The organism is Alteromonas sp. AO-Serp (genome assembly GCF_017849675.1).
Classification (GTDB): domain Bacteria; phylum Pseudomonadota; class Gammaproteobacteria; order Enterobacterales; family Alteromonadaceae; genus Alteromonas; species Alteromonas macleodii.
The window spans coordinates 1-21,215 of sequence record NZ_JAFLMX010000260.1 but is presented as its reverse complement, the minus strand read 5'-3'; the positions used below and the strand labels follow the sequence as shown (position 1 = coordinate 21,215).

Sequence of the window (21,215 nt, the reverse complement as noted above, 5' to 3'; positions counted from 1 at the left end):
TTGTAAACATATATGGGGGCACACCTGAATTCTTCAAGTTACTGAGCTAGCACTATGCTTGCTATATAGCTGCCTAAAATACTGACTTAGAAGTCGCCGTGCTGAGCTTGAAGAATACTTAGGCTTGTAATCGCCGCTGTCTCGGTGCGCAAAATACGTGGGCCCAAACTTACCGACTGATAACCGTTTTCGTTTGCCTGATGAATTTCTGTTTCAGATAACCCACCTTCAGGGCCAATAAGCAAACGAAAGCCTTGAGCATTATAAGGTTGTCTTGCCAAACTTTGTTCAGCGCCCGGTGCGAGAACTAATCTTGTGGTATTGGTTGAAGACGACAACCATTGATTAAGACTAACCGGGGCGTTGAGCGCGGGAATAATGTTGCGACCGCTTTGTTCACAGGCGCCAATAATAATCTTCTGCCATTGCTGAATTTTCTTTTCCCAGCGCGACTCGTCGAGTTTAACCGTACAGCGTTCAGTGATCACGGGCGTTATTTCTGATACGCCAAGTTCCACGCTTTTTTGTAGCACGGTATCCATTCTATCGCCTTTAGATACCCCTTGACCTAAGTGCAAATGAAGCGGGGATTCTTTCGCTAGCGATAAACAAGCGTCGGCTTCAACCGTCACTTTTTTTCTTTGAACGCTAATAATTTGCGCACTGTATTCATTGCCGTCGCCATTAAAAAGCACAATAGGGCGATTGGGCTTTATGCGCAGTACCGTCGCGATGTGATGACCGGCGTCTTCAGTTAACTCAAACTCTTGTTCTAACGGGATTGGGTTGGGGTAATAAACTCTTGGTATACGCATAACAAATCAGATGTGTAGTTTTAACGCGTATAATACGTGTGTGAATACAGGTTGCAATGCTGTCGACAACATCGCGTAAGTAAATATGCAAAAACTTACGCAAACGACAGCATGCTGCCTATTTAAGAATCACATGACTCACTCTCTAGGCCGCGGAAGGCGAAGAGTTTCTCGAAGTAGATTTCAACACGTTGGATGAAGACTTCGATTGGGCTGCTGGGCGGTAGTCCGCTCTTGCGTACTTAGTATGTTTTCCTTTATCGGTGCGCAGTGAATATAAAAATAAACACAAAACCACCGAAAACAGGGTTATGAGAAGCAACATGCGTTAATCCTTTACGTGACATAGTTTGCTAAAGCTCCTTCATGAAGTTGCTCAACACACACTGATGAGGCGTAGTGAACAGTCAACTTTCATGAGACTTTAGTCTAAAACTTTGAGGCTAAAAAATCATCAAAAAAAATGTCTTATAACTCGGTAACTTCCAAAAAATGGAAAAGAAACACAAAGCGCATTTAAGCTTCGTGATGAAGGATGCGCTTGTTGAGTGACAAGCGTGTGACAAGTGAAGAAAATACGTTCATTTTTTGTTTTTTCATTCTAGCGCCTATGTGCCACCTATAAGGCATAGAAACTTGTCGATTTAGAGCTACTAGACCGTCAAACACCCGCCTTGCCTAGATGGCCAACAAACCGCGGCAAAAATGTACAAAAAAGGACAGTGGATCCTAAAGTAAAACAAATGAATTCCCTCTACTTTTGTATAATGCTAACGCTTTTAAACACCTATGTAGCTTAGACTTTAGAGCAAATTTACTGTGTTTGAGCCCATATTATATTGGTCTTAAATCAAATAGCTGCTACCGTATTTGAGCAATTATCAACTAACCATGACAAGGACCATATTATGGAAGAAAAACTTTCGCTTTTTTCTGCAAGCGATGTTGAAAGGTACATAAACGATTACGCCATCCCGTGGGGGATTAACATTCTGATGGCAATCGCGATTTATGTAATAGGTAGGATCGTAGTTGGATTCATTTTATCTGTATTTAGACGCCTAATGGCCAAGTCTAAATACGACAACATGCTAGTGGACTTCCTGGAAGCTATCCTTAGCGCCATTCTAATGCTGTTTGTTATTGTCGCTTCGCTTGATCAGCTAGGCGTAGATACAACGTCATTAGTTGCTATATTAGGTGCTGCTGGTTTAGCTATTGGTTTGTCATTGCAAGACTCGCTTAAGAACTTTGCAGCTGGCGTAATGCTTCTGGTTTTCAAACCATTTAAAGCGGGTGATTTTGTCGAAGCTGCAGGTACTGCTGGTTCGATTGTTAAGATTGGTATTTTCACCACAACAATGAACACACCAGACAATAAAGAAATTATTGTTCCTAATGGCAACATCTACGGTGGCAACATCACTAACTATTCAGCAAGAGACACGCGTCGTGTAGACATGGTTGTTGGTATTGGTTACGACGTTGACCTTCTTAAAGCGAAAAGAATTCTTGAAGAAATGGTGGCGGCTGATGAGCGTATTCTTGCAGAGCCAGCGCCTAAAATTGCAGTATCTGAACTGGCCGACAGCAGCGTGAACTTTGTTGTTCGTCCATGGGTAAATTCTGCCGATTTCTGGGGTGTTAAGTTCGACTTCACTGAAAACGTTAAACTGCGTTTTGATGAAGAAGGTATTTCAATTCCATTCCCACAAATGGATGTACATCTTCACAAAGCAGACAGCGAATAATTTCGTTGGTATCAGACAAAAAACGCTGCATTTCGCAGCGTTTTTTTTATCCTAAGATTAAGTGCGACGTAACACGCCGCGATTACGAACATTTTAACTCTCGATGAGCGGGTAATGACCTATACGAAATGGTATTACTTACTTTTAGCGACAGTTCGGGCGGTAAGCAGTAGCTTGATAGTCTGCATAGGCGTTAGGCATGTTCGCTTGTAAATTATCAATTCTGGTTTGAGGTGCTGGGTGAGTCGACAAAAGTTCCATTGGGCGGTTGCCGCCGCTTGCTGCGTCCATGTTTTGCCACAAGTTTACAGATTGTCTTGGGTCAAACCCAGACTTCGCCATTAGCTGAAGACCAATGACATCGGCTTCAGATTCATGAGTTCGGCTAAAAGGAAGTTGGACACCGACTTGAACACCTAATCCGATCGCAGCCATGATGGGACCCGACTGAGGCACTTCATTCGCGGCTAAAACTTGGCCTACCGCCTGACTGCCCATATTTATCAATGTTGACTGCGACATTCTCTCATTACCATGCTCTGCAATAACATGACCTACTTCATGGCCAATGACAGCAGCAAGTTGATGCTGGTTTTCTGCAACGTTGAGCAAGCCTGTATAGACACCAATTTTTCCACCGGGTAGCGCAAATGCGTTAACTTGTTCATCGTCGAATACAACGACTTCCCATTGACCATTGAATACCGTGGCTGGTACTTGAGCAGTGATGGCATTTGCAACGCATTCTACGTAAGAATTTTGAACCGCTTTATTCGAAATTTTTAATTCTTCTTTCATGCCCGTGAATGCCTGATCACCCATTTGCGCGAGCTGAGTTTCAGAATAGAGCAACACTTGATTTCTACCCGTAGGAGATGTTGCACAGGCTGTTAAAGTAAGCGCTGCGGCAATAACTGCCGAAGCTGTGAATTTCAATTTCATGGTTAATCCTTTTTTATCACTGAATGTTCTCGCTTCGCTCACTTTTGCGCGCTAAAGCACTATCCCATTCAGTTTATACGTCTATTTGGCAATATTAGTATCAGATAGTGCTTATAAATAAAACTATACCTTTGAAAAAGCGAAGCGTGTTCCGCTGTTAAGCTAAACCGTTTTTCCTTACACGCATTAGGATATTTGAAATATATGCTTACAATTGCATGAACGAAGTGTGATTACTTTGAGCCTACTGCTCCGTGCTGTCCATATTTAAAGCGGCGTGTGTGCCATCATTGTTATAGAAAAGTTACGCGCTTTTGCCTATTTAATATTTGTGTCATAAACTGATTCTAATTTATACATAGAAGTTACATAAAATTTCTGGTGTACTAAGGTTAGGGATCCCTGTTTTCTTCCTTCGCTTTGCGAGAAAAAGGTGGAAAAATCCTTGGGTTTCTCGAGCCTCATAACGTACGACAAAAATACAAATAAAAAGGAAATCAAATGGCAGTGCGTAATAAGTTTAAATACGGGTTACTTGCATTTTTAGTATCAGCGGCGCTCACGGGATGTGGCCTTGATGGTGACGACGGTGCGCAGGGCGAAACAGGAGCTCAAGGACCTCAGGGTGAACAAGGTGACCCAGGGACAGACGGAAGTGATGGTACCGATGCGTCAATCGGCATTGCAATGGATATCGTTGGTCGTGCTTTCTTAGGCAATCAAACGGCCGCAGAAATTGTTCAGTACCATGCTGAGACCAATACGATTTACGCGACAAACGGCGAGACGAATACAATAGCAGTTATTGATGCCTCTAGCGTAAACACGGCTACTATGGCTGATCCGATAAACACCACTACGCTAACGCTTACCACTATCGCACTGCCTGCCGATATAAATGGTGTGACTTTAGGTAGCTTAACAAGCATTGCGGTTAGCGGTGACCTTATGGCTGTTGCTGTACCTGCAGACGTTAAAACTGATAACGGTTATGTGTTGTTCTACAACGGGCTAGACAGTTCTGCTCCAGCCTTTTTGGATTCTGTCGAGGTTGGTGCACTACCGGATATGGTCACTTTTACGCCAGATGGTGGCAAAGTGTTGGTAGCGAACGAGGGTGAGCCTTCTGATGACTACACCATTGACCCTGAAGGTTCTGTTAGCGTCATAAATATTCTTGCAAGTGGTGAGCCAGAAGAAACGGGGACGACCGTTGGCTTTACTGCTCTAAACGGTACTGAAGCAGACTTGATGGCGCAGGGAATGATGTTTCCTAACCCAGCAGGACGCACGATTAACGGCACAGCTATTACCTCAACGGTAGCGAAAGATCTGGAACCAGAATACATCACCGCTACTAACGACGTTGCATACGTTAGTCTTCAGGAAAACAATGGCCTTGCGATTATTGACTTGGAAGAGTTAACGGTAGATGTCGTCGGCCTAGGAACTAAGTCTTGGGCTGGACTTAATATTGATATCCAAGAAAATGATGCGGTGAGTTTTGGTCAGTACACAGGTATTTATGGTGTATACCAGCCTGATACCATTGCTAACTTTACATGGAAGGATGCGACTTTCATTCTTACCGCTAACGAAGGCGATGCCCGTGAGTACTTCTTTGACGCTGCTGATGAGGCGGCATGTACTGCTGCAGGTGGTGTTGATTTTGACGAAGATGATGGCTGTCTAGCTTATACAGACGAAGTTAAAGTAGAAGATCTTACCGCTGCTGCCAACTCTGAATTAGCTATGCTACAGGCGACAGGTGAAGCGGACGACTTACGTGTAACTTCAGCTATGGGTGATGCTGACGGAAACGGCGAGTACGATGCAGCGTACGCTTACGGTGCACGTTCATTCACAATCTGGGATCAAAACGGTTTAGTGGTTTATGACTCGGGTGATGATTTTGAACGTATTACAGCGTCGGTTCATGGGGCGCAGTTCAACAATGGTGACGATGAAAATGCAAGCGACTCGCGCTCGGAGAATAAAGGTCCTGAGCCAGAAGCGTTAACCGTGGGTCAAGTTGGCGATCGCACTTATGCGTTTATCGGCACAGAGCGCATGGGCGGTATTTTCGTATACGACGTTACTAACCCTTATGATGTTCAATTTGCAGAATATGTAATTAACCGTGACCTAACCGAAGGTTTGACAAGCGATGATGTCATTGGTGACCTAGCGCCAGAAAGCCTGGTTTTTGTTAGCGCTGAAGACAGCCCAAGTGGTGTGCCTCTTCTTGTAGTAGGCAACGAAGTTAGCGGCACAGTAACAGTGTGGCAAATCAACCAGCTGTAAGTTCCCGTATTGATTACATGAAACCCCGCTTTGAAGCGGGGTTTTTTATTGGTAGCTTGCCAGACCTTCCCGAAGGGCGAGTTTTAAATGTCCTTACTCTTTGTTGTGTCACCTTGATGTAGAGCCACTATACCTGCGAAAACACGCCACGATTACGAACATTTTAAGTCTCGCTGAGTGGGTAATTATCTATGCGGACTGGTATTAAAAGGAGGAATAGAGCTTTCCTTACGTTCACAATGGTTACACCGTTTAAGGATTAAGGTAAGCTATAACCCATAAAACGCAGTCGTATTTTTTAAGGTAAATACGATTAGGCTCAATTGCACTGGTATAGATGCGTTTAGGACACAGAGTAACGCAATGCTCAATACCGCCATAGTGCTATCAAATAATAGAGAATGCCTATGTCTCAGCAAGTTGTGATTAGTGGTGTGGGTGTATGGCACCCTAAAGACAGTATAACTAACGAAGAGCTCGTAGATAGCTACAATGCTTACGTAGATGCGTTTAACGAAGAAAATAAAGCGCAAATCGAATCAGGTGATGTAGCAGCAATGCCTTATTCAAGTGCAGAGTTCATCGAAAAAGCATCAGGAATTAAAAGTCGCTACATCTATCAAAAAGAGGGTGCGCTAGACATCACTCGAATGAAGCCTAAGATTGCCCCTCGAGCAGATGACGAACTTTCTCACCAAGGTGAAATTGCCGTCGAAGCGGCCAAGTTAGCTCTTGCATCCGCCAATGTTACTGCCGATGAGATTGATGCTGTGATTGTATCGTGTGCATACACCCAGCGTGCTTATCCTGCGATTGCAATTGAAGTACAAGAAGCCCTTAATATTGAAGGGTTTGGTTTCGATATGCTAGTTGCTTGTTCTGCAGCAACGTTCGGTATGCATCGCGCCTATGAAATGCTGAGCGCGAAAAATGCGACTCGCGTGTTGGTTATTAACCCTGAGTTGGTCTCACCGCAAATTAACTACGCTGATCGCGACAGTCACTTTATTTTTGGCGATGTGGCTACGGCGACGGTGCTTGAGCTTGCTGAAACCGCCAAAAGTGAGCACGTGTACGACGTGCTAAGCACCAAAGCATTGACGAAATTCTCAAACAATATTCGTTCTAATTTTGGCTACATGACACGTGCCGAAGACGTTGATCCGTATGGACCTGATAAGCTGTTCCATCAAGCGGGTCGCAAAGTTTTCAAGGAAGTGTGTCCATTGGCAGCAGCGCATATTGAAGCGCATTTAGCGAGTCACGACATTACGCCAGAAGGCGTCAAGCGTTGGTGGCTTCACCAAGCTAATATCAATATGAACACCTTGATTTGCAAACGCCTGTTAGGTCGCGATGCTGACCGTACCGAAGCGCCAATTGTGTTGGACGAGTATGCCAACACGGCTTCTGCGGGTTCTGTGATTGCGTTTGGTTTAAACCATGAAGACCTGGTTGCCGGTGACGTGGGAGTACTTTGCTCTTTCGGTGCAGGGTATTCAATTGGCTCACTAGTGATCCGTAAACGATAGTTTTTATCATAGCGCGGGCGATGCCTGCGCACCGTATCTAGCTGAAAACGTTATGTGCTGTATATCGAAGGTTTCAGGGACGTTGCATCAATGCGCCTCCCTGTATTTCATCTCCTAAATAATGATAATAAAGGTGAGATAAAAGGATGATTTCAGATGTAGGCTATGGGTTAAATAGTCTGGCGCACTTAGCCCTTTTATTGCTGTTGTTAACGGTACGCAAACCCGGCGTAGCCAAGCATTTATTGGTATTGGCGACCGCAGCTACCTTTTTATGGTCTACAACCTTAATCACTTCGCTATTTGGACCTATCTCGCTAAGCTGGTTACTCAGCGCTGACGTGCTTAAGCAGCTCGCATGGTTACTCTTTTTGGCTGGCTGTATACAGACCAGCTTTAGTAATATCTTCGACGTTCTAAAACGACCTGTAACGTTAATTATTATTGCCCCCGCACTAGCAGCATTGCTCGCCCCTTATCTATTGGTAGTAAATCCCGCGTGGAGCTTTCTTGTACTGATCGTGCTGTCATTAGAAGTGCTTGTTCTTCTGGAAGTTGTATATCGACAGGCGGGGCGTGAGCAGTGGGCGTTTAAACCAATCATTATTTATCTGGGAGCAACCAACCTGTTTGAGTTCGTTACTTATGCAAACGCTACCATGGTAAACCAGGTTGAAATTGGCTACATAGCGGCACGAGGCTATATTTACTTCTTGTTAATGCCCTTACTCGTCATATCGATTCGACGAATTCATCACTGGGGCATTGATATCTTTATCTCGCGGGACGTGGTATTGCACAGCTCTCTACTCTTAGTGGCGGGCGGTTATCTTTTTGTGATGGCTGTTGTCGGCTACGCCATAAATTATATGGGAGGCAACTGGGGAGCGACGGTTCAAATCATATTGGTTGTGATGTCATTCGCATTGCTCGCCACGGTATTCTTGTCCAACGGCTTTCGCACTAAGATAAAAGTATTTATCACTAAACATTTCTTTGCGAATCAGTTCGACTACCGGGTTGAATGGGTGAAATTAACGCAGTGGTTAACACGTGCAGGGGATACCTCATCAGATGTTTACCACGCTGGCCTAACCGGAATGCTTAACGCCATTCAATATGAGTCAGGTCTGCTGTTTAAAGTAACGCAGAATGGCTATGAATGCGTGGCTAAGGCATCACCTATTACAAACACTGCGTCAACAGATAACAATGAAGCGTCAACTGATTCGAAAGAAAACAACGCTACCTGTACAACGTTGGAAACGCTTGCAAGTTACAGCGACAAAAATGGCTGGATCATTGATACGGACGCCTACCTCGTCAAACCATTCGATTACGAGGGGTTAAAGCTAGATAGAGATGCACTAAAAGCATGGGGCTACCAACTCTTCGTGCCTTTCTTAAAAGAGGGTAAACTGTGGGGATTTGCTGTTCTCGCGTCAGGAGACAATGAAAAAATCACTTTAAATTGGGAAGTGAAAGACTATCTAACCGCCGTATCTGAGCAAGTAGGCACATACATGCAGCACCACGAGGCCGCTCAAGTGGTAGCAGAAAACGCCCAATTTGCGGCATTCAATCGAATGTCTGCGTTCGTTTTACATGACTTAAAAAATGTACTAGCTCAAGTCGACCTTATTCTTGCCAATGCTCAACAGCATAAACATAACCCTGAATTTATCGAAGACACCTTCGAAACCTTGGAGCATACTAAGGCAAGAATGGAAAAAATGCTCAAGCAGCTGACTGATAAGAAGGCCGTTGAAGAAGGTGTAAACTCAGAATTTTTGATTTCGGAGCTGGCCAAAGATGTGGTCAACAACCGCTGTTCAGGTTTACGTCCGCTACCAACAGTTCATGTGCTAAAAGAAACGGCCGTGACGGTTGATAAGGATAAGGTGGCAAACGTGCTTTATCACCTAATCAGCAACGCTCAGCAGGCAACCGCAGATGACGGAGAAGTCGACGTGGTGATTACTGGAAATTCTGACAACAAAACGCAGCTAGTTTTGATAGAAGATACAGGGTCAGGTATGGATAAAGCGTTTATTGAAGAGCGACTATTCAAGCCATTTGATACCACGAAAGGCAATGCTGGTATGGGTATTGGTGCATATGATGCAAAAACATATATCGAGTCTATCGGTGGCAAACTAACTGTTCAAAGTGAACCTGGACGCGGTAGCTGTTTTACGCTGTATTTTCCGATAGGATAGGGTGTATAACTAAAAAGTGGATATTATCAAATCCACTCCCTTTCGATGGATGAAGTAGAATAATAGGATGATGAAATGACCGATACCATTTTGGTAGTAGATGATGATTTAGGTATCCAAAAGCAACTTAAATGGAGTCTTACCGATTACAACGTTGTTTTTGCGGACGATCACACATCTGCCATAGCCCAGCTCCGTCGTTTTGAACCTAAGGTTGTTACCCTAGATTTAGGGCTTCCGCCAGATCCAGCGAATGCGTCGGAAGGTTTGCGTATTCTTCACGACATCATTGCGCTAGCGCCTAGAACCAAAGTTATCGTTGTTACAGGTAATAACGATAAACAACACGCATTAAAAGCAATCGATTTTGGGGCATACGATTTTTATCAGAAGCCTATCGATTCAGATACCATCAAATTATTGGTGCACCGTGCGCTTAATCTGTCTAAGTTAGAGCATGAGAATAGCATTCTTGCCCGCACCCGTTCTGGCATGTCCAGAATAGTGGGTAACAGCGAAGCTATTCAAAAAGTGGTACGTCGCGCTGAGAAAATTGCCAATACCGACATAAGCACTCTGTTACTTGGTGAAAGTGGCACAGGTAAAGAAGTTTTCGCGCGCAGTATTCACGAACACAGCCCTAGAAAAGACAAACCTTTTGTTGCTATTAATTGTGCGTCTATCCCAGAGAACTTACTAGAAAGTGAGTTGTTCGGTTACGAAAAAGGGGCGTTTACTGGCGCGAACAAAACCACCGTCGGCAAGATAGAAACAGCACAAGGCGGAACACTATTTTTAGATGAGATTGGTGATATGCCCATTGGTCTGCAAGCTAAGATGCTTCGGTTTTTGCAGGAGCGCGTGATCGAGCGCGTTGGTGGACGCAATGAAATTCCCGTTGATATACGCGTAATTTGTGCAACGCACCGCGATTTACAGGCTATGGTGGCACAAGAAACATTCAGGGAAGATTTATATTACCGTGTGGGGGAAATGCCGATCATGATCCCTCCTTTACGTGAACGAGACCAAGACATTATTTTACTTGCACGTACGTTCTTGAATATTTATCGCGAAGAATTCAAAGCTAAAGCGAAGAGCTTTTCAGAAACTGCAGTTAACGCCATGCTAGCCCATAAGTGGCCGGGCAACATTCGAGAAATGCAAAACAAGCTAAAGTCTGCGGTTATTATGGCTGAAGGTACGGTAATTCAACCTGACGATTTAGGCTTGATGCCTGTAGATGCCCATGATGAGCCTGAAACGTTGAATCTGCGTGAAGTGCGAGAAATTGCTGAAAGTCGAGCTATTCGCAGGGCCTATCAAAAAGCAGATAAGAATATGTCGAAAACGGCAGAATTACTTGGCGTCACTCGTCCCACGTTGTATTCGCTCATTGATAAATACCATATGGAAGACATCAAAAATAGCGACTAGGGTAGGCATGACTACCAAACAAGAGAGAAATGTACTTCTCACCTGTTGATATCTGGGCGAACTCGCAGTTCGCCTTTATCCTTGTGTACCCACCTAAAATACAAACTGGCAGTGAGACTCTGCTAAGACGTCATGACCGCTGAAGGTCACCTCAACCGACACTTGGTTAGAGCCACGCTCAACAAAGATAACGCTCCCACAAATGTTACACACGTGGTGGGTTTCGTCATTAGCCTCGTGTAGTTCCGCTAGCGCTGACGGTGCACAGTCAATAACCAGCTGCTCTTTTTCAACTGTAACGCGCAGTTCACTGGTATCTGAATGGCTTAGCGTTTCGTCATCGGCGTCAAGCTCTCCGATATGATCAATTTCATATTGAATTGCTTGGCAGCTGCAGCTTCCTCTGTACATATCTCTATTCCTCTACTGCTATTTCTCGAGGGTCTCCGGCCATTTGATACTTGCCACGTTGTTGAACGATGTGGCAATTCTCGAACCAGGAAAATTAAACTTCGTATCTAGTGGAGTGGGGTATTCCCTTGGAGTTTTAAGCGTTTCGATTACGCCAACCCATCCATTTCTCCCTGATAACTTAGTGGCATACAGCGCGTAATCGATAACAGCGAATGTACGTTTCCACGCGGTATCAAAGTCTTCCTCTCTATCTGGAGGAAGCAGCGAAAAGCCAATGCTACAAGTAATATTGATTGGTTTTTCTAAGCCGATATCAAAAGGGGTGCTTGCGACCATTTCTCGGCAGCGCTCGGCAACCTCAGGGAGCTCTTCACGAGTGGATTGGCGACAAACCACAAGAAACTCCTCGCCTCCCCATCGAATAATTAAATCCGTTTGTCTGAACACCTCTTTGAGGACATTGGCAAACGCTGATAGCACTTTATCGCCGGCAATATGCCCATAGTCGTCGTTGATGCGCTTGAAGTGGTCGATATCAATAAGTAAGCAAAGTAAGTCTTGTTTCGTCTTTCCTGTACTGGGGCTTTGTTTTGCCGAGAACTGGCTGCGCCTTATTTCACCGGGAAGCTGCGATTCGAGGTAGTGCCTATTGTACAAACCCGTTAACGGATCGCGCAGGCTTACCTCTTCTAGCGTTTTATAGGCTCTTTCCAGTTCTTGATTTTTTTCTTGAAGATTGAGTGTTTGCTGGCGTACTTCTCGGCGCAAAATAATCGTTTGCTGACGTTGTTTGTAGCGGCTCCACACTAAAAACGTCAAGAGTAACGCTGCTAATGATATGCTCCAAAAAAGAGTCGTCTGCAGGTTTTCTCGCTCAGCTTGCGCTAACGCCAGCTGCTTGGATTCTTCCAGTTTCTCCAACGTCCTAGATTGCCTCACAAGCTCAATCTCAGCCTGCAGGCCTTCAATGGCAGACTTGTTTTCTGAATCAAGTAGTACTTCACGCAGCTGCTGCATAACAGATTGAATATCTAAGGCTTTTTTGAATTCGCCTAGTGATACAAAGGCGCTTAGCTGTAACGAAAGAAAACTAAGCTGTCCTCTAAGGTCTCTATTTTTTCTCGCGTCAATGGTTCCCGTGCGGGCCTCTTCTAAGGCTAATTCGAAACTCTGCTCTTTCATATAGGCTTGCGCTAAAGCGAGTCTGCCTTCTTTGACTAATTTTGCCTGACCCGATGAATCGGCAAATTGCATGGCTTCTTGCAATAACTCTCGCCCTTTAGCCGTATCGCCGTTTTCAACCAATGCTCTTCCCAATAGCATTTTTGCTTCGGCTATGGCCCCTACATCAGAGGTGGATAGCAGGAGTCCAAGACCTTCGTTAATTGCTCTTATCGCTTGGTCTACAGAGCCTGTTTTGAGAGACAGGGCACCAATACGAGTTTTGATCACACCAAGTAATCGGGTCTCCTGTGTTTCCTCGATACTGTCGAAAGCGTCTTGGTAGTAGGTATGAGCCAACGTAGCTTGGTTGAGCAAACTGTATATCTCACCGATGCGCAGCAACGTAACACTCATTTCACTGGCCATGTTATTTTCACGAAAGTAACGTAGCGCTTGCTTTAACGGCTCCAAAGCGGTTTCAATTTCGCCTTGTTCTTGTTGAATTATGCCTAGCTCAAGGTTCAATTGAGCCTTAAGTAATTCATTACGCTCAATTTGAGCAATAGACATAGCGCGACGCACATAAGTCAGTGCAATGGAATAATTTGAAAGGTGTCTTTCTGAGGTGGCTAGTTGTAATAGCGTTGACGCCATTTTGTTTAATTCACCATCTGTGGTGTAGCGTTCTAAGGCGGCATTAAAAATGGCTTTTGACACCTCAAAACGCGATGCGTTTTGAAGTAAGAGTCCGAGAGCAGAAAATGTATCAGCAGACATTTGTTGCTGTTGTAGCGCTTGCTCTAAAAGCAACAGAGCCTTGCTATCGGCGTCAGCATATTGCTTGGCATTTAAAAGGTTCTCGACATCAGCAATCTCGGTATTGAAAAGCTCGAACGCTTCTACCGTTTTTACCTGTGCGCCATGCACAGCAATTAGCAGGGCACACACCAGCACACGCACTGTGCTAAATCCTTCACGGCCCATTCGATTGTATCTCCTATACGCTGTCAGAACATGCTGTCGGTGAGTATCCCAGTAGGCTAACGCCAAGGCAACATTATTATTGTGAAGGATAAAACGAATGAAATACGTATTTGGATTTATACTTTAGTCTAATTTATGCTGTTATTTTCAATCCACTCTCGAATCAGTGCAGACTTGGCTTTACCTGTCTTTTGGGCAATGTTTGCAAGTTTTTCAATACATTGCGGTGTTAACGTAAAGGTAGCATGTCGCATACCTTCTGATTTTGCAGGCTTTCTTATCGGCACAACGCGGTCTGTACGAACGTCTTTTAAATCGTTTTTTGCCGCCGATGGTTGCTTTTTATCCACTTTACCTTGGGCATAAAGCAGCGCATCGTCGATAAAATCTTCTACAGTTCGTAGATTGGGCTTAGCTAACGGCTTCGACTTTTTGAGGTTGAGTAAACTCATAAGCATCCTCCACTTTGCCAGCTAGTAGCTCTTCAAACAAGGTTCTTATTTCTGTGGCCGCTTTACCTTCTGGTTCACTCTCAATAACTGACTGCCCTGACTCTTCTGAATCGTCATACATGTTTCTACTAAAAGTAACAGAGTTTAGGACGGGAATACCAAATGAGCGACACACTTCTTTTGCCTCTAGAATACGGTTTGCCAGGCTAGGTAGAGAAGGGCACTGTGTGATAACGAACGCGGCGTTCATTTTCGGGTTAACCATTTTACAGGTAGATAAAATATCTTCCATGTGAGGTACCGTTTTGAGATCGCGACGTTTGGGTCTAAGTGGAATCAGTATATGGTCAGCAACCGCCATTGACGAGCGAAGCGCTAGGTTATCTTGTCCACCACAGTCTATTACAACGTAATCGTAATACTGACGCAGGCTAAGTAATTCGTTACGTATTTTACCGTATAACTGAACACAGTTAATTTCAGCGAGACGAGGGTTAGCTTTACGCTCTTGGATCCAGTCTGAGGTCGTTCGCTGCGGGTCACAGTCGACCATTAACACCTTGGCACCTTTTTCAGTGCGAAGATACACTGCAATGTTTTGCGCCAGGCAGCTCTTTCCGCTACCGCCTTTTTCTCCACCAACCAAAATAATCATGGTGATAACCCTCGAATATCGCTTATGTTAAAATACTGAGCGTTACGGTGGGTCGTGAATGGTGTCACGACCGTACCTAACCTCCACTCAAAGCATAGGCAGGCTATCAGCTAGGTTCAGCATCAAAATCGATATTAACGAATGTAAGACAATACCTATTGATTTGTGCAAAAACTCATTCTAGTCTTCTTACTTTATAATTGAGATTACCGATAAGAGGTTGTTATGTCAGAAAGTCGCTTCACTTCCAAAGAAGGCCAAAAAGTACCTAGCGTTTCATTTCCGTGCAGAGAAGGTGAGACGTGGGTAACGAAAACGACAGATGAATTATTTTCTGGCAAAAATGTTGTGGTCTTCTCACTTCCAGGTGCTTTTACACCAACCTGTTCTTCTACCCACTTGCCTCGCTATAACGCTTTAGCGAAAAAGTTTGCGAAACACGGCATTGATGAGATTGTTTGTGTATCGGTAAACGATACTTTCGTTATGAATGCATGGGCCGCAGATCAAGAAGCCGCTAACATAACCGTTATTCCCGACGGTAACGGAGAATTTACCGATGGCATGGGTATGCTAGTCGATAAAGCGGATTTGGGTTTCGGCAAAAGAAGTTGGCGTTACTCGATGCTAGTGAAAGATGGCGTGGTAGACAAAATGTTTATTGAACCTGATGTAGCTGGCGACCCGTTTGAGGTGTCGGATGCAGATACCATGCTGGCTTACATTGCGCCAGAGGAGCAAACTAACGCACCTGTTTCTATTATCACAAAACCGGGTTGTCCTTTCTGTGCTAAAGCGAAAAAACTGCTTGATGAAAAAGGCTACGAGTACGAAGAAATCGTGTTGGGCAAAGATGCATCACTAACCAGCTTAACGGCGATTAGCGGTCGTGAAACTGTGCCGCAGGTCTTTATCGGTGGTAAACATATCGGTGGTTCTGACGATCTAGAGGTTTACTTTAGCTAACGTAATATACGTATTAATCGTCACAAGAAACGGGAGCATGGTAAACTGCTCCCGTTTTTTATTAATTATCCGTAGCGGAGAATAATAGTGTCATCGAAGTTTTTTGTAAAAATGCTCATAGGTATTGTTGCGCTTTTAGGTGTAAATATGGCTATAGCCGCAAATTTATCTATACCCGATACGAGCGAAATGAAAAGCAGAAGTTTTTCAGACCTTCAAAATCAGTTCAAAGCATTTTACGAAAAAGAGTGGGGCCAAACCCAGCCGTGTAGAGAAACGGCACTCAATCGTTTTTCGGTATGCAGCAACGTATTGCGCAATGAAGGCAATTCGCCTTTCATGCTGACCAACAAATCAAGCAGCAAGGTGGCAGTGCTTATCCACGGCTTAAGCGACTCACCTTTCTTTATGCGTGAAATCGCCAACATCTTATTTGAACAGGGTTTTACTGTAGTCGTGCCGCTTTTGCCTGGGCATGGTAAACGAGATGCCGACGATGACATGTCTGACTGGGATTTAGCTGAGCGCTGGCAGGGGCATGTTGATGAAGTCATTAAATTGGCTGATAGCATGGGTGATACTTTGCTTGTAGGTGGCTTCTCTACAGGTGGTGCGCTGGCGGTTGAACATTATCTGGATAGTGCAGGAAACGAAGTAAATAATATTGATGGTCTTATGCTATTTTCTGGCGCGCTGGCGCTGTCTGATAATGCTGAAAGTATGTCTCGAATTTGGGGCATTAAACTTTTAGCCAGAATTATTGATGGAACCTATCAAACTCATGGCCCCAACCCTTATAAGTATCCAAATGTGGCAGGTTTAGCAGGGTTGGAATTGATGGATTTAATAAACATCATTCGGGACAAAGTCGAGGAAGGACAGCAAATTGAAGTGCCGCTATTTGCCGCTCATTCTCAAGCTGATGTAACCACGCCAATTCTCGGAATAGAGCAGTTAATGGACGCAAGTAAAGGTCCGAATACCTTTTTCGTTATCGATGAATCGTACGGGTTGTGCCATGCAGATTTAGTTGTGAATACAAGCTTGCTCAATAAAATGAATTTCAACGCAAGCATGGTTAATCAGCAAGAAGAGTGTGCGGTACCTAAAGCAAACCCGCTATTTTCAACCATGGGCCTTATGTTGCGAGATTACCTGTCTCAGTTTGAATAAGTTACTGGGGCTTGTTGACCTTTGGTGTACAATAAAGGTCAACAGGCCCTAGCTTAGCGACATTAACGGCTGGCTTTACTGCTTGGTTACATCACGCTATTATTTCGTTGCACAATAGACAGCAATATTTTGAGTACAGTATTTGAGAAAGTTTCGGATTAGTTTAACGCGCAAACGGTATAGGTCGGCGAATGCAAGTTCGTTTATCCTTACACTGTTTTTAATGGTGGCCCTCGTGTCGTCAGGTAGCGCTGTATCTATCGAACATTCATACGAACATGCTCATTCAATGGCGGTGATGACAGCGCAGTCGGATGGTGCTCATGCTAACCATCAGGTTCGAATGCCTGAGTCTGCTAATACACATTGTCAGCACCAAGAATCGTCATCACAACATGCGGATTTAAGTGCTAAAAACAGCAAGAGCAAACCCGCTCAGTTCGACGGCGTACAAGTTAGCGATGCAGGCGTGAAAGCATCGCAGATGAGCGATATGTCTTGCTGCAAGGATGAATGTAATTGCCCAGCCGATCACTGTTTTAATCTTAGCGCGAGTGCGCTCATTCAGCCCACCGTTGAAACCGAAATATCGGTAGCCAGAATGGCTGCCACTGCACCTATACTGGGGCAGCGCTCATCTCCTCACTTCGGGCAGTTTCGCCGACCTAAGTCACTTTTCACAGCATAGATCTATCTCGCGGATTTATTTCGCAGCAGAGACGTTTTTACGTCACGACGTCGTCTTGTCGTTTTGAGATGTCTCTAACCTTTTATCTATGTAACGCGTGGTAAGCCTTTTTGCTAATCCCCTTTGTCGAATTTAGCGAAAAGCATGCAACGTCAACACGCCTTACACCTGAAAAGTGATGTTATACATGAGCAACTATTCGGTACCCAAAAAAGTGAACGAAAGCGCTAACAGACCTTGTAAAGTAAGCGCTTTGTTCGCCTTAATTTTTGTGCTTTCTTCTTTTTTGATGGCAAATAAGCCTGTTGTCGCGCAGACCCTAAGCCTGGAACAAGCGCTGCAGTTAGCTATTCAATACGACCCTTTGCTTAAAGGGAATGCGCATCGAAAGGATCGCTTTAATGCAGAAGCTGAAGCGTCATCATATTGGGCAAATCCTCAGGTTTCAGCTTCTGTACAAAACTTGCCTACCGACGGCTTCGCATTTGACCAAGAGCCTATGACGCAATTTAAAGTTGGTTTGAAGCAGCAGTTACCGCGAGGCGATGAAAACCTCTACAGCCGGCAAAAGTATCAGGTTATGGCTGATCAAATGTCCGTAGAGAGCCAAGCGAGAAAGGCGTGGCTTAAACGTGAAGTTACCCTTACCTGGTTAGATTGGGTCTATGCAACACGTCGCATTAGATTATTGGACAAAGAGAAATCATTGCTTACACAGCTACTCGATTTTACTGACTCCAGATACAGCCAAGGCGTTGGTGCAGCGGCGCAACAAGATATACTGCAAGTGCGCTTGGCATTGTTGTCACTAGACGACAAATATGTGCAGGCCTACCAGCAAAAAAATGAAGCGAGATCGGCACTTTCAAAATGGTTTGGTGCGCCGCTAGATGACTCTGTAAGCGCACCGCTGGCTCAATCAACGCCTTCTTATCCAACGCGTATCGAGCTCGATGCTATCTTAAACGACAGCAACCTCAGCCTTTCTTCGTTCTTAACGGTTATTGAGAACAGTGAGCCTTTTTCAATACTACAGCATCATCCTGAGGCTATGCTGCTTCAAATTCAGACCCAGATAGAAGCGCAAAATGTGAACATAGCGCGAGAGCAAACTAAGTCTCAGTGGGCATTTGAAGCAAGTTATGGATACAGACAAGACGCGCAAAATGGCGCAAGCCGAGCTGATTTTGTGTCATTGGGTGTTCAAGTAGACCTTCCGTTTTTCAATAAATCTCGTCAAGACGCTTCAATAGCCGCGGCGGCTTCCAAAATGAGTGCGTCTGAAACGGACTTCCGCTTGAAAGTGAACGAGCTTGCCGCGAATGCAGAGGTGCTTAAATCACGCTTGTCAGCGCTAAGTGAGCGCAAAGCGCTTTATGAAACGGCGTTAATTGGTGAAACACGGCAACTTTCTGAAGCTGAACTGACAGCTTATACCTCAGACACCGGTGATATCGGCGATGTTGTCAATGCCAATCTCAAGCAAGTACAAGTGCAGGATGATTTACTCAAAATCGACATCGAGCGCGCCAGAACACTGGCGTCACTTGCTTATTTGTACCTGCCCACTCACGCCCATTTTTCGAATAAAGAGTAGTTAATATGACATCTTCAACTCACCCTGCTCCAGATACAAAGAGCACGCTAATAAAAGGTTTGCTAGTAGGTCTGCTATTTGGCGGCCTATTAGCGTTCGGCTTGGCCTCACTATTGTTGTCTGATTCATCAAAACACGGAAATGGCGAAAGTGCCCTTAGCGACGAAACTGACAATAAAGCCCCTTTATATTGGGTAGCGCCTATGGATGACAGCTATCGCCGTGACAAACCGGGAAAGTCACCGATGGGAATGGACTTAGTGCCCGTATACGCCAATGACGACGCAACATCTGCGAAAAGTAATGAGCGTTCGCCTGGTACCGTAATGATTCCGCCAAATGTACAGCACAATATAGGGGTTAAAGTCGCGCCCGTTACCATTGGAACACTTCAACAGACCGTAAAGGCGGTGGGTAACGTTGCTTACGATGAAGATAGCATTGTGCACATCCACCCTAGAGTATCAGGTTGGGTCGACAGGCTTTTCATTAAATCCCAAGGTGAGCAAGTTGAAAAAGAACAGGCACTTTATACCCTATACTCGCCAGAATTAGTTAGCGCACAAGAAGAATACGTTTTAGCTATTAAGCGAGGAGATTCACGTTTAATTCAGGGCGCCGCCGAGCGCCTAAGAACTCTAGGGCTATCAAAGGGCATTATTGAAGCATTGCAAAAAACTAGACGAGTAACACAAACCGTCACATTTAACGCGCCGCAAAGCGGTGTGGTAGAAGCGCTGAATATCAGGGAAGGATTTTACGTTCAGCCCGGGACAACCTTGATGAGCATCGCACAGCTAGATACGGTGTGGGTGATTGCTGAGGTACCTGAAAAATACGCGCAAATCATAGCGCCTCATAATAGCGCTGTGGTTACCCTCGACGAAATGGACCATGCGTCTGATGCTAAATGGGAAAGTCACGTAGAGTATATTTATCCGTCTTTGTCGGAAACAACGCGAACCCTGAAAGTGCGCATACCGCTAAACAATAACAACCACACGTTAAAGCCCAATATGTTTGCCCACGTTGGAATAAAGCCTACTCAACGCAAGGCAGCGTTACTGGTTCCTCGCAGTGCCGTTATTCGCACGGCTGAGGGCGCAAAAGTGGTACTCAGTGATGGCGATGGCAACTTTAAGTCGGTACGGGTAACGCTGGGGCAAAGCGATACTACACATTTTGAAGTCGTCGAAGGCTTGCTGCCAGAGGATGATGTGGTGGTATCAGCACAATTTTTGATTGATTCAGAGTCGTCGAAAAGCAGTGACTTTGAGCGAATGAAAGCGCCCGATCACCAGGCCACGACAACAGGTACAATTGAGGCAATTGAATTGCCAGCTGACACCGAAAAGAATGGCGCTTCGAATCACGCAAAGTTAGTAATCGCTCGCGGCCCGATTGAAAAATGGGGGAGGGGACCTGCGACAATGTCATTTGCGGTATCAAAGCATATTGACTTATCTCAGTTCAAAGAAGGTGACAACATCATGTTCACCTTTGTGACTGGCGAAGAATTCACGGTTATCGATATGCGTAAACATAGTGAACATGCCATGGACAAGGGCATGGTTCATGGCACAGAACACAGCAATCATAAACATGATACGAGCAACCTGAAGGGCGATGGAGAGCAAAGCGATGCTCACGAGTCGATGGTTCATAAGTCAATGGTTCACAAGTCGGCAGAACAAAAATCGATAAATCATAAGGAGCATATGCACCATGATTGAATCGGTAATTCGCTGGTCGGTAAACAATAGAATACTGGTATTGCTGAGCGCTATTATGCTCAGTATTGCGGGTGTCTGGGCGGTGAAAAACACCCCCGTCGATGCTATCCCTGATTTATCTGATGTCCAAGTTATAGTGAAAGTAAACTATCCCGGTCAGTCGCCGCAAGTGGTGGAAGATCAGGTGACGTTTCCACTCACCTCTGCGCTAATGTCAGTGCCTGGCGCACAGACGGTGCGAGGGTATTCATTCTTCGGCGATGCCTACGTGTATATTATCTTTGATGACGATACAGACATGTACTGGGCTCGAAGCCGCGTTCTGGAATACCTAAGCCAAGCGTCTTCGCAACTTCCAGAAGGCGTGACACCTCAGCTAGGTCCAGATG

At 44.9% G+C, this 21,215-nt stretch carries 17 protein-coding genes; 11 read left to right on the top strand and 6 right to left on the bottom strand.

What is annotated here, in order from left to right; translation table 11 throughout:
* Window positions 1–86 precede the first annotated feature (86 nt).
* Window positions 87–815, bottom strand: a complete 729-nt coding sequence (locus tag QVA83_RS17185) for a 16S rRNA (uracil(1498)-N(3))-methyltransferase (RefSeq protein WP_014980069.1) — start codon at window positions 813–815, stop codon at window positions 87–89.
* Window positions 816–1,723: 908 nt separating this feature from the next.
* On the opposite strand from QVA83_RS17185, the gene QVA83_RS17180 reads away from it, so the two are divergent.
* Window positions 1,724–2,566, top strand: a complete 843-nt coding sequence (locus QVA83_RS17180) for a mechanosensitive ion channel family protein (RefSeq protein ID WP_287498740.1) — start codon at window positions 1,724–1,726, stop codon at window positions 2,564–2,566.
* A 144-nt stretch (window positions 2,567–2,710) separates the two neighbouring features.
* On the opposite strand, the gene QVA83_RS17175 is transcribed toward QVA83_RS17180, so the two are convergent.
* Window positions 2,711–3,508, bottom strand: a complete 798-nt coding sequence (locus QVA83_RS17175; RefSeq protein ID WP_014950456.1) for a M48 family metallopeptidase — start codon at window positions 3,506–3,508, stop codon at window positions 2,711–2,713.
* 501 nt (window positions 3,509–4,009) lie between these two features.
* On the opposite strand from QVA83_RS17175, the gene QVA83_RS17170 reads away from it, so the two are divergent.
* The 4 genes from QVA83_RS17170 (at window position 4,010) to prsR (ending at window position 11,000) form a co-directional block, all read left to right on the top strand.
* Window positions 4,010–5,812 carry a choice-of-anchor I family protein gene (locus tag QVA83_RS17170; protein ID WP_156078751.1) on the top strand — a complete coding sequence of 601 codons (1,803 nt, stop codon included), beginning with the start codon at window positions 4,010–4,012 and terminating at the stop codon, window positions 5,810–5,812.
* 407 nt (window positions 5,813–6,219) lie between these two features.
* A complete protein-coding gene (locus tag QVA83_RS17165) occupies window positions 6,220–7,344 on the top strand; it encodes a beta-ketoacyl-ACP synthase III (protein WP_156078750.1) in 1,125 nt (374 codons plus the stop codon).
* A 146-nt stretch (window positions 7,345–7,490) separates the two neighbouring features.
* A complete protein-coding gene (gene prsK / locus QVA83_RS17160; RefSeq protein ID WP_014950452.1) occupies window positions 7,491–9,563 on the top strand; it encodes an XrtA/PEP-CTERM system histidine kinase PrsK in 2,073 nt (690 codons plus the stop codon).
* A 75-nt stretch (window positions 9,564–9,638) separates the two neighbouring features.
* Window positions 9,639–11,000 carry a PEP-CTERM-box response regulator transcription factor gene (gene prsR / locus QVA83_RS17155; RefSeq protein ID WP_014950451.1) on the top strand — a complete coding sequence of 454 codons (1,362 nt, stop codon included), beginning with the start codon at window positions 9,639–9,641 and terminating at the stop codon, window positions 10,998–11,000.
* Window positions 11,001–11,093: 93 nt separating this feature from the next.
* On the opposite strand, the gene QVA83_RS17150 is transcribed toward prsR, so the two are convergent.
* From QVA83_RS17150 to QVA83_RS17135, 4 genes are all read right to left on the bottom strand, one after another.
* Complete coding sequence (locus QVA83_RS17150; protein WP_014977236.1) at window positions 11,094–11,411, bottom strand: GFA family protein; 318 nt, start codon at window positions 11,409–11,411, stop codon at window positions 11,094–11,096.
* A gap of 18 nt (window positions 11,412–11,429) precedes the next feature.
* Entirely contained in the window at window positions 11,430–13,562 is a 2,133-nt protein-coding gene (locus QVA83_RS17145) for a GGDEF domain-containing protein (RefSeq protein WP_156078749.1), read from the bottom strand.
* 128 nt (window positions 13,563–13,690) lie between these two features.
* Complete coding sequence (locus QVA83_RS17140) at window positions 13,691–14,014, bottom strand: hypothetical protein (RefSeq protein WP_014950448.1); 324 nt, start codon at window positions 14,012–14,014, stop codon at window positions 13,691–13,693.
* Window positions 13,974–14,669: an AAA family ATPase gene (locus QVA83_RS17135; RefSeq protein ID WP_014950447.1), complete on the bottom strand. Its 696-nt coding sequence runs from the start codon at window positions 14,667–14,669 to the stop codon at window positions 13,974–13,976. The genes QVA83_RS17140 and QVA83_RS17135 overlap by 41 nt, the downstream gene beginning before the upstream one ends.
* Window positions 14,670–14,894: 225 nt before the next feature.
* Between QVA83_RS17135 and QVA83_RS17130 the strand changes: the two genes are divergently transcribed.
* From QVA83_RS17130 to QVA83_RS17105, 6 genes are all read left to right on the top strand, one after another.
* Entirely contained in the window at window positions 14,895–15,635 is a 741-nt protein-coding gene (locus QVA83_RS17130; protein WP_014950446.1) for a glutathione peroxidase, read from the top strand.
* A gap of 84 nt (window positions 15,636–15,719) precedes the next feature.
* Entirely contained in the window at window positions 15,720–16,808 is a 1,089-nt protein-coding gene (locus QVA83_RS17125; protein ID WP_197040362.1) for an alpha/beta hydrolase, read from the top strand.
* Between the two features lie 235 nt (window positions 16,809–17,043).
* The gene (locus tag QVA83_RS17120) at window positions 17,044–17,496 is read left to right on the top strand and encodes a hypothetical protein (RefSeq protein WP_156078747.1); all 453 of its coding nucleotides are present in this window, start codon (window positions 17,044–17,046) and stop codon (window positions 17,494–17,496) included.
* A 187-nt stretch (window positions 17,497–17,683) separates the two neighbouring features.
* A complete protein-coding gene (locus tag QVA83_RS17115; RefSeq protein ID WP_287498739.1) occupies window positions 17,684–19,093 on the top strand; it encodes a TolC family protein in 1,410 nt (469 codons plus the stop codon).
* A 5-nt stretch (window positions 19,094–19,098) separates the two neighbouring features.
* The gene (locus tag QVA83_RS17110; protein ID WP_287498738.1) at window positions 19,099–20,826 is read left to right on the top strand and encodes an efflux RND transporter periplasmic adaptor subunit; all 1,728 of its coding nucleotides are present in this window, start codon (window positions 19,099–19,101) and stop codon (window positions 20,824–20,826) included.
* Window positions 20,819–21,215 (top strand): efflux RND transporter permease subunit (locus QVA83_RS17105; protein WP_287498737.1); only part of this gene is annotated, 397 nt, incomplete at its 3' end. The genes QVA83_RS17110 and QVA83_RS17105, both read left to right, overlap by 8 nt.

Bases quoted from the DNA above. Each gene is read 5' to 3' on its own strand.
- QVA83_RS17185 (WP_014980069.1), bottom strand. From the start codon at position 815: ATGCGTATACCAAGAGTTTATTACCCCAACCCAATCCCGTTAGAACAA.
- QVA83_RS17180 (WP_287498740.1), top strand. From the start codon at position 1,724: ATGGAAGAAAAACTTTCGCTTTTTTCTGCAAGCGATGTTGAAAGGTAC.
- QVA83_RS17175 (WP_014950456.1), bottom strand. From the start codon at position 3,508: ATGAAATTGAAATTCACAGCTTCGGCAGTTATTGCCGCAGCGCTTACT.
- QVA83_RS17170 (WP_156078751.1), top strand. From the start codon at position 4,010: ATGGCAGTGCGTAATAAGTTTAAATACGGGTTACTTGCATTTTTAGTA.
- QVA83_RS17165 (WP_156078750.1), top strand. From the start codon at position 6,220: ATGTCTCAGCAAGTTGTGATTAGTGGTGTGGGTGTATGGCACCCTAAA.
- prsK (WP_014950452.1), top strand. From the start codon at position 7,491: ATGATTTCAGATGTAGGCTATGGGTTAAATAGTCTGGCGCACTTAGCC.
- prsR (WP_014950451.1), top strand. From the start codon at position 9,639: ATGACCGATACCATTTTGGTAGTAGATGATGATTTAGGTATCCAAAAG.
- QVA83_RS17150 (WP_014977236.1), bottom strand. From the start codon at position 11,411: ATGTACAGAGGAAGCTGCAGCTGCCAAGCAATTCAATATGAAATTGAT.
- QVA83_RS17145 (WP_156078749.1), bottom strand. From the start codon at position 13,562: ATGGGCCGTGAAGGATTTAGCACAGTGCGTGTGCTGGTGTGTGCCCTG.
- QVA83_RS17140 (WP_014950448.1), bottom strand. From the start codon at position 14,014: ATGAGTTTACTCAACCTCAAAAAGTCGAAGCCGTTAGCTAAGCCCAAT.
- QVA83_RS17135 (WP_014950447.1), bottom strand. From the start codon at position 14,669: ATGATTATTTTGGTTGGTGGAGAAAAAGGCGGTAGCGGAAAGAGCTGC.
- QVA83_RS17130 (WP_014950446.1), top strand. From the start codon at position 14,895: ATGTCAGAAAGTCGCTTCACTTCCAAAGAAGGCCAAAAAGTACCTAGC.
- QVA83_RS17115 (WP_287498739.1), top strand. From the start codon at position 17,684: ATGAGCAACTATTCGGTACCCAAAAAAGTGAACGAAAGCGCTAACAGA.
- QVA83_RS17110 (WP_287498738.1), top strand. From the start codon at position 19,099: ATGACATCTTCAACTCACCCTGCTCCAGATACAAAGAGCACGCTAATA.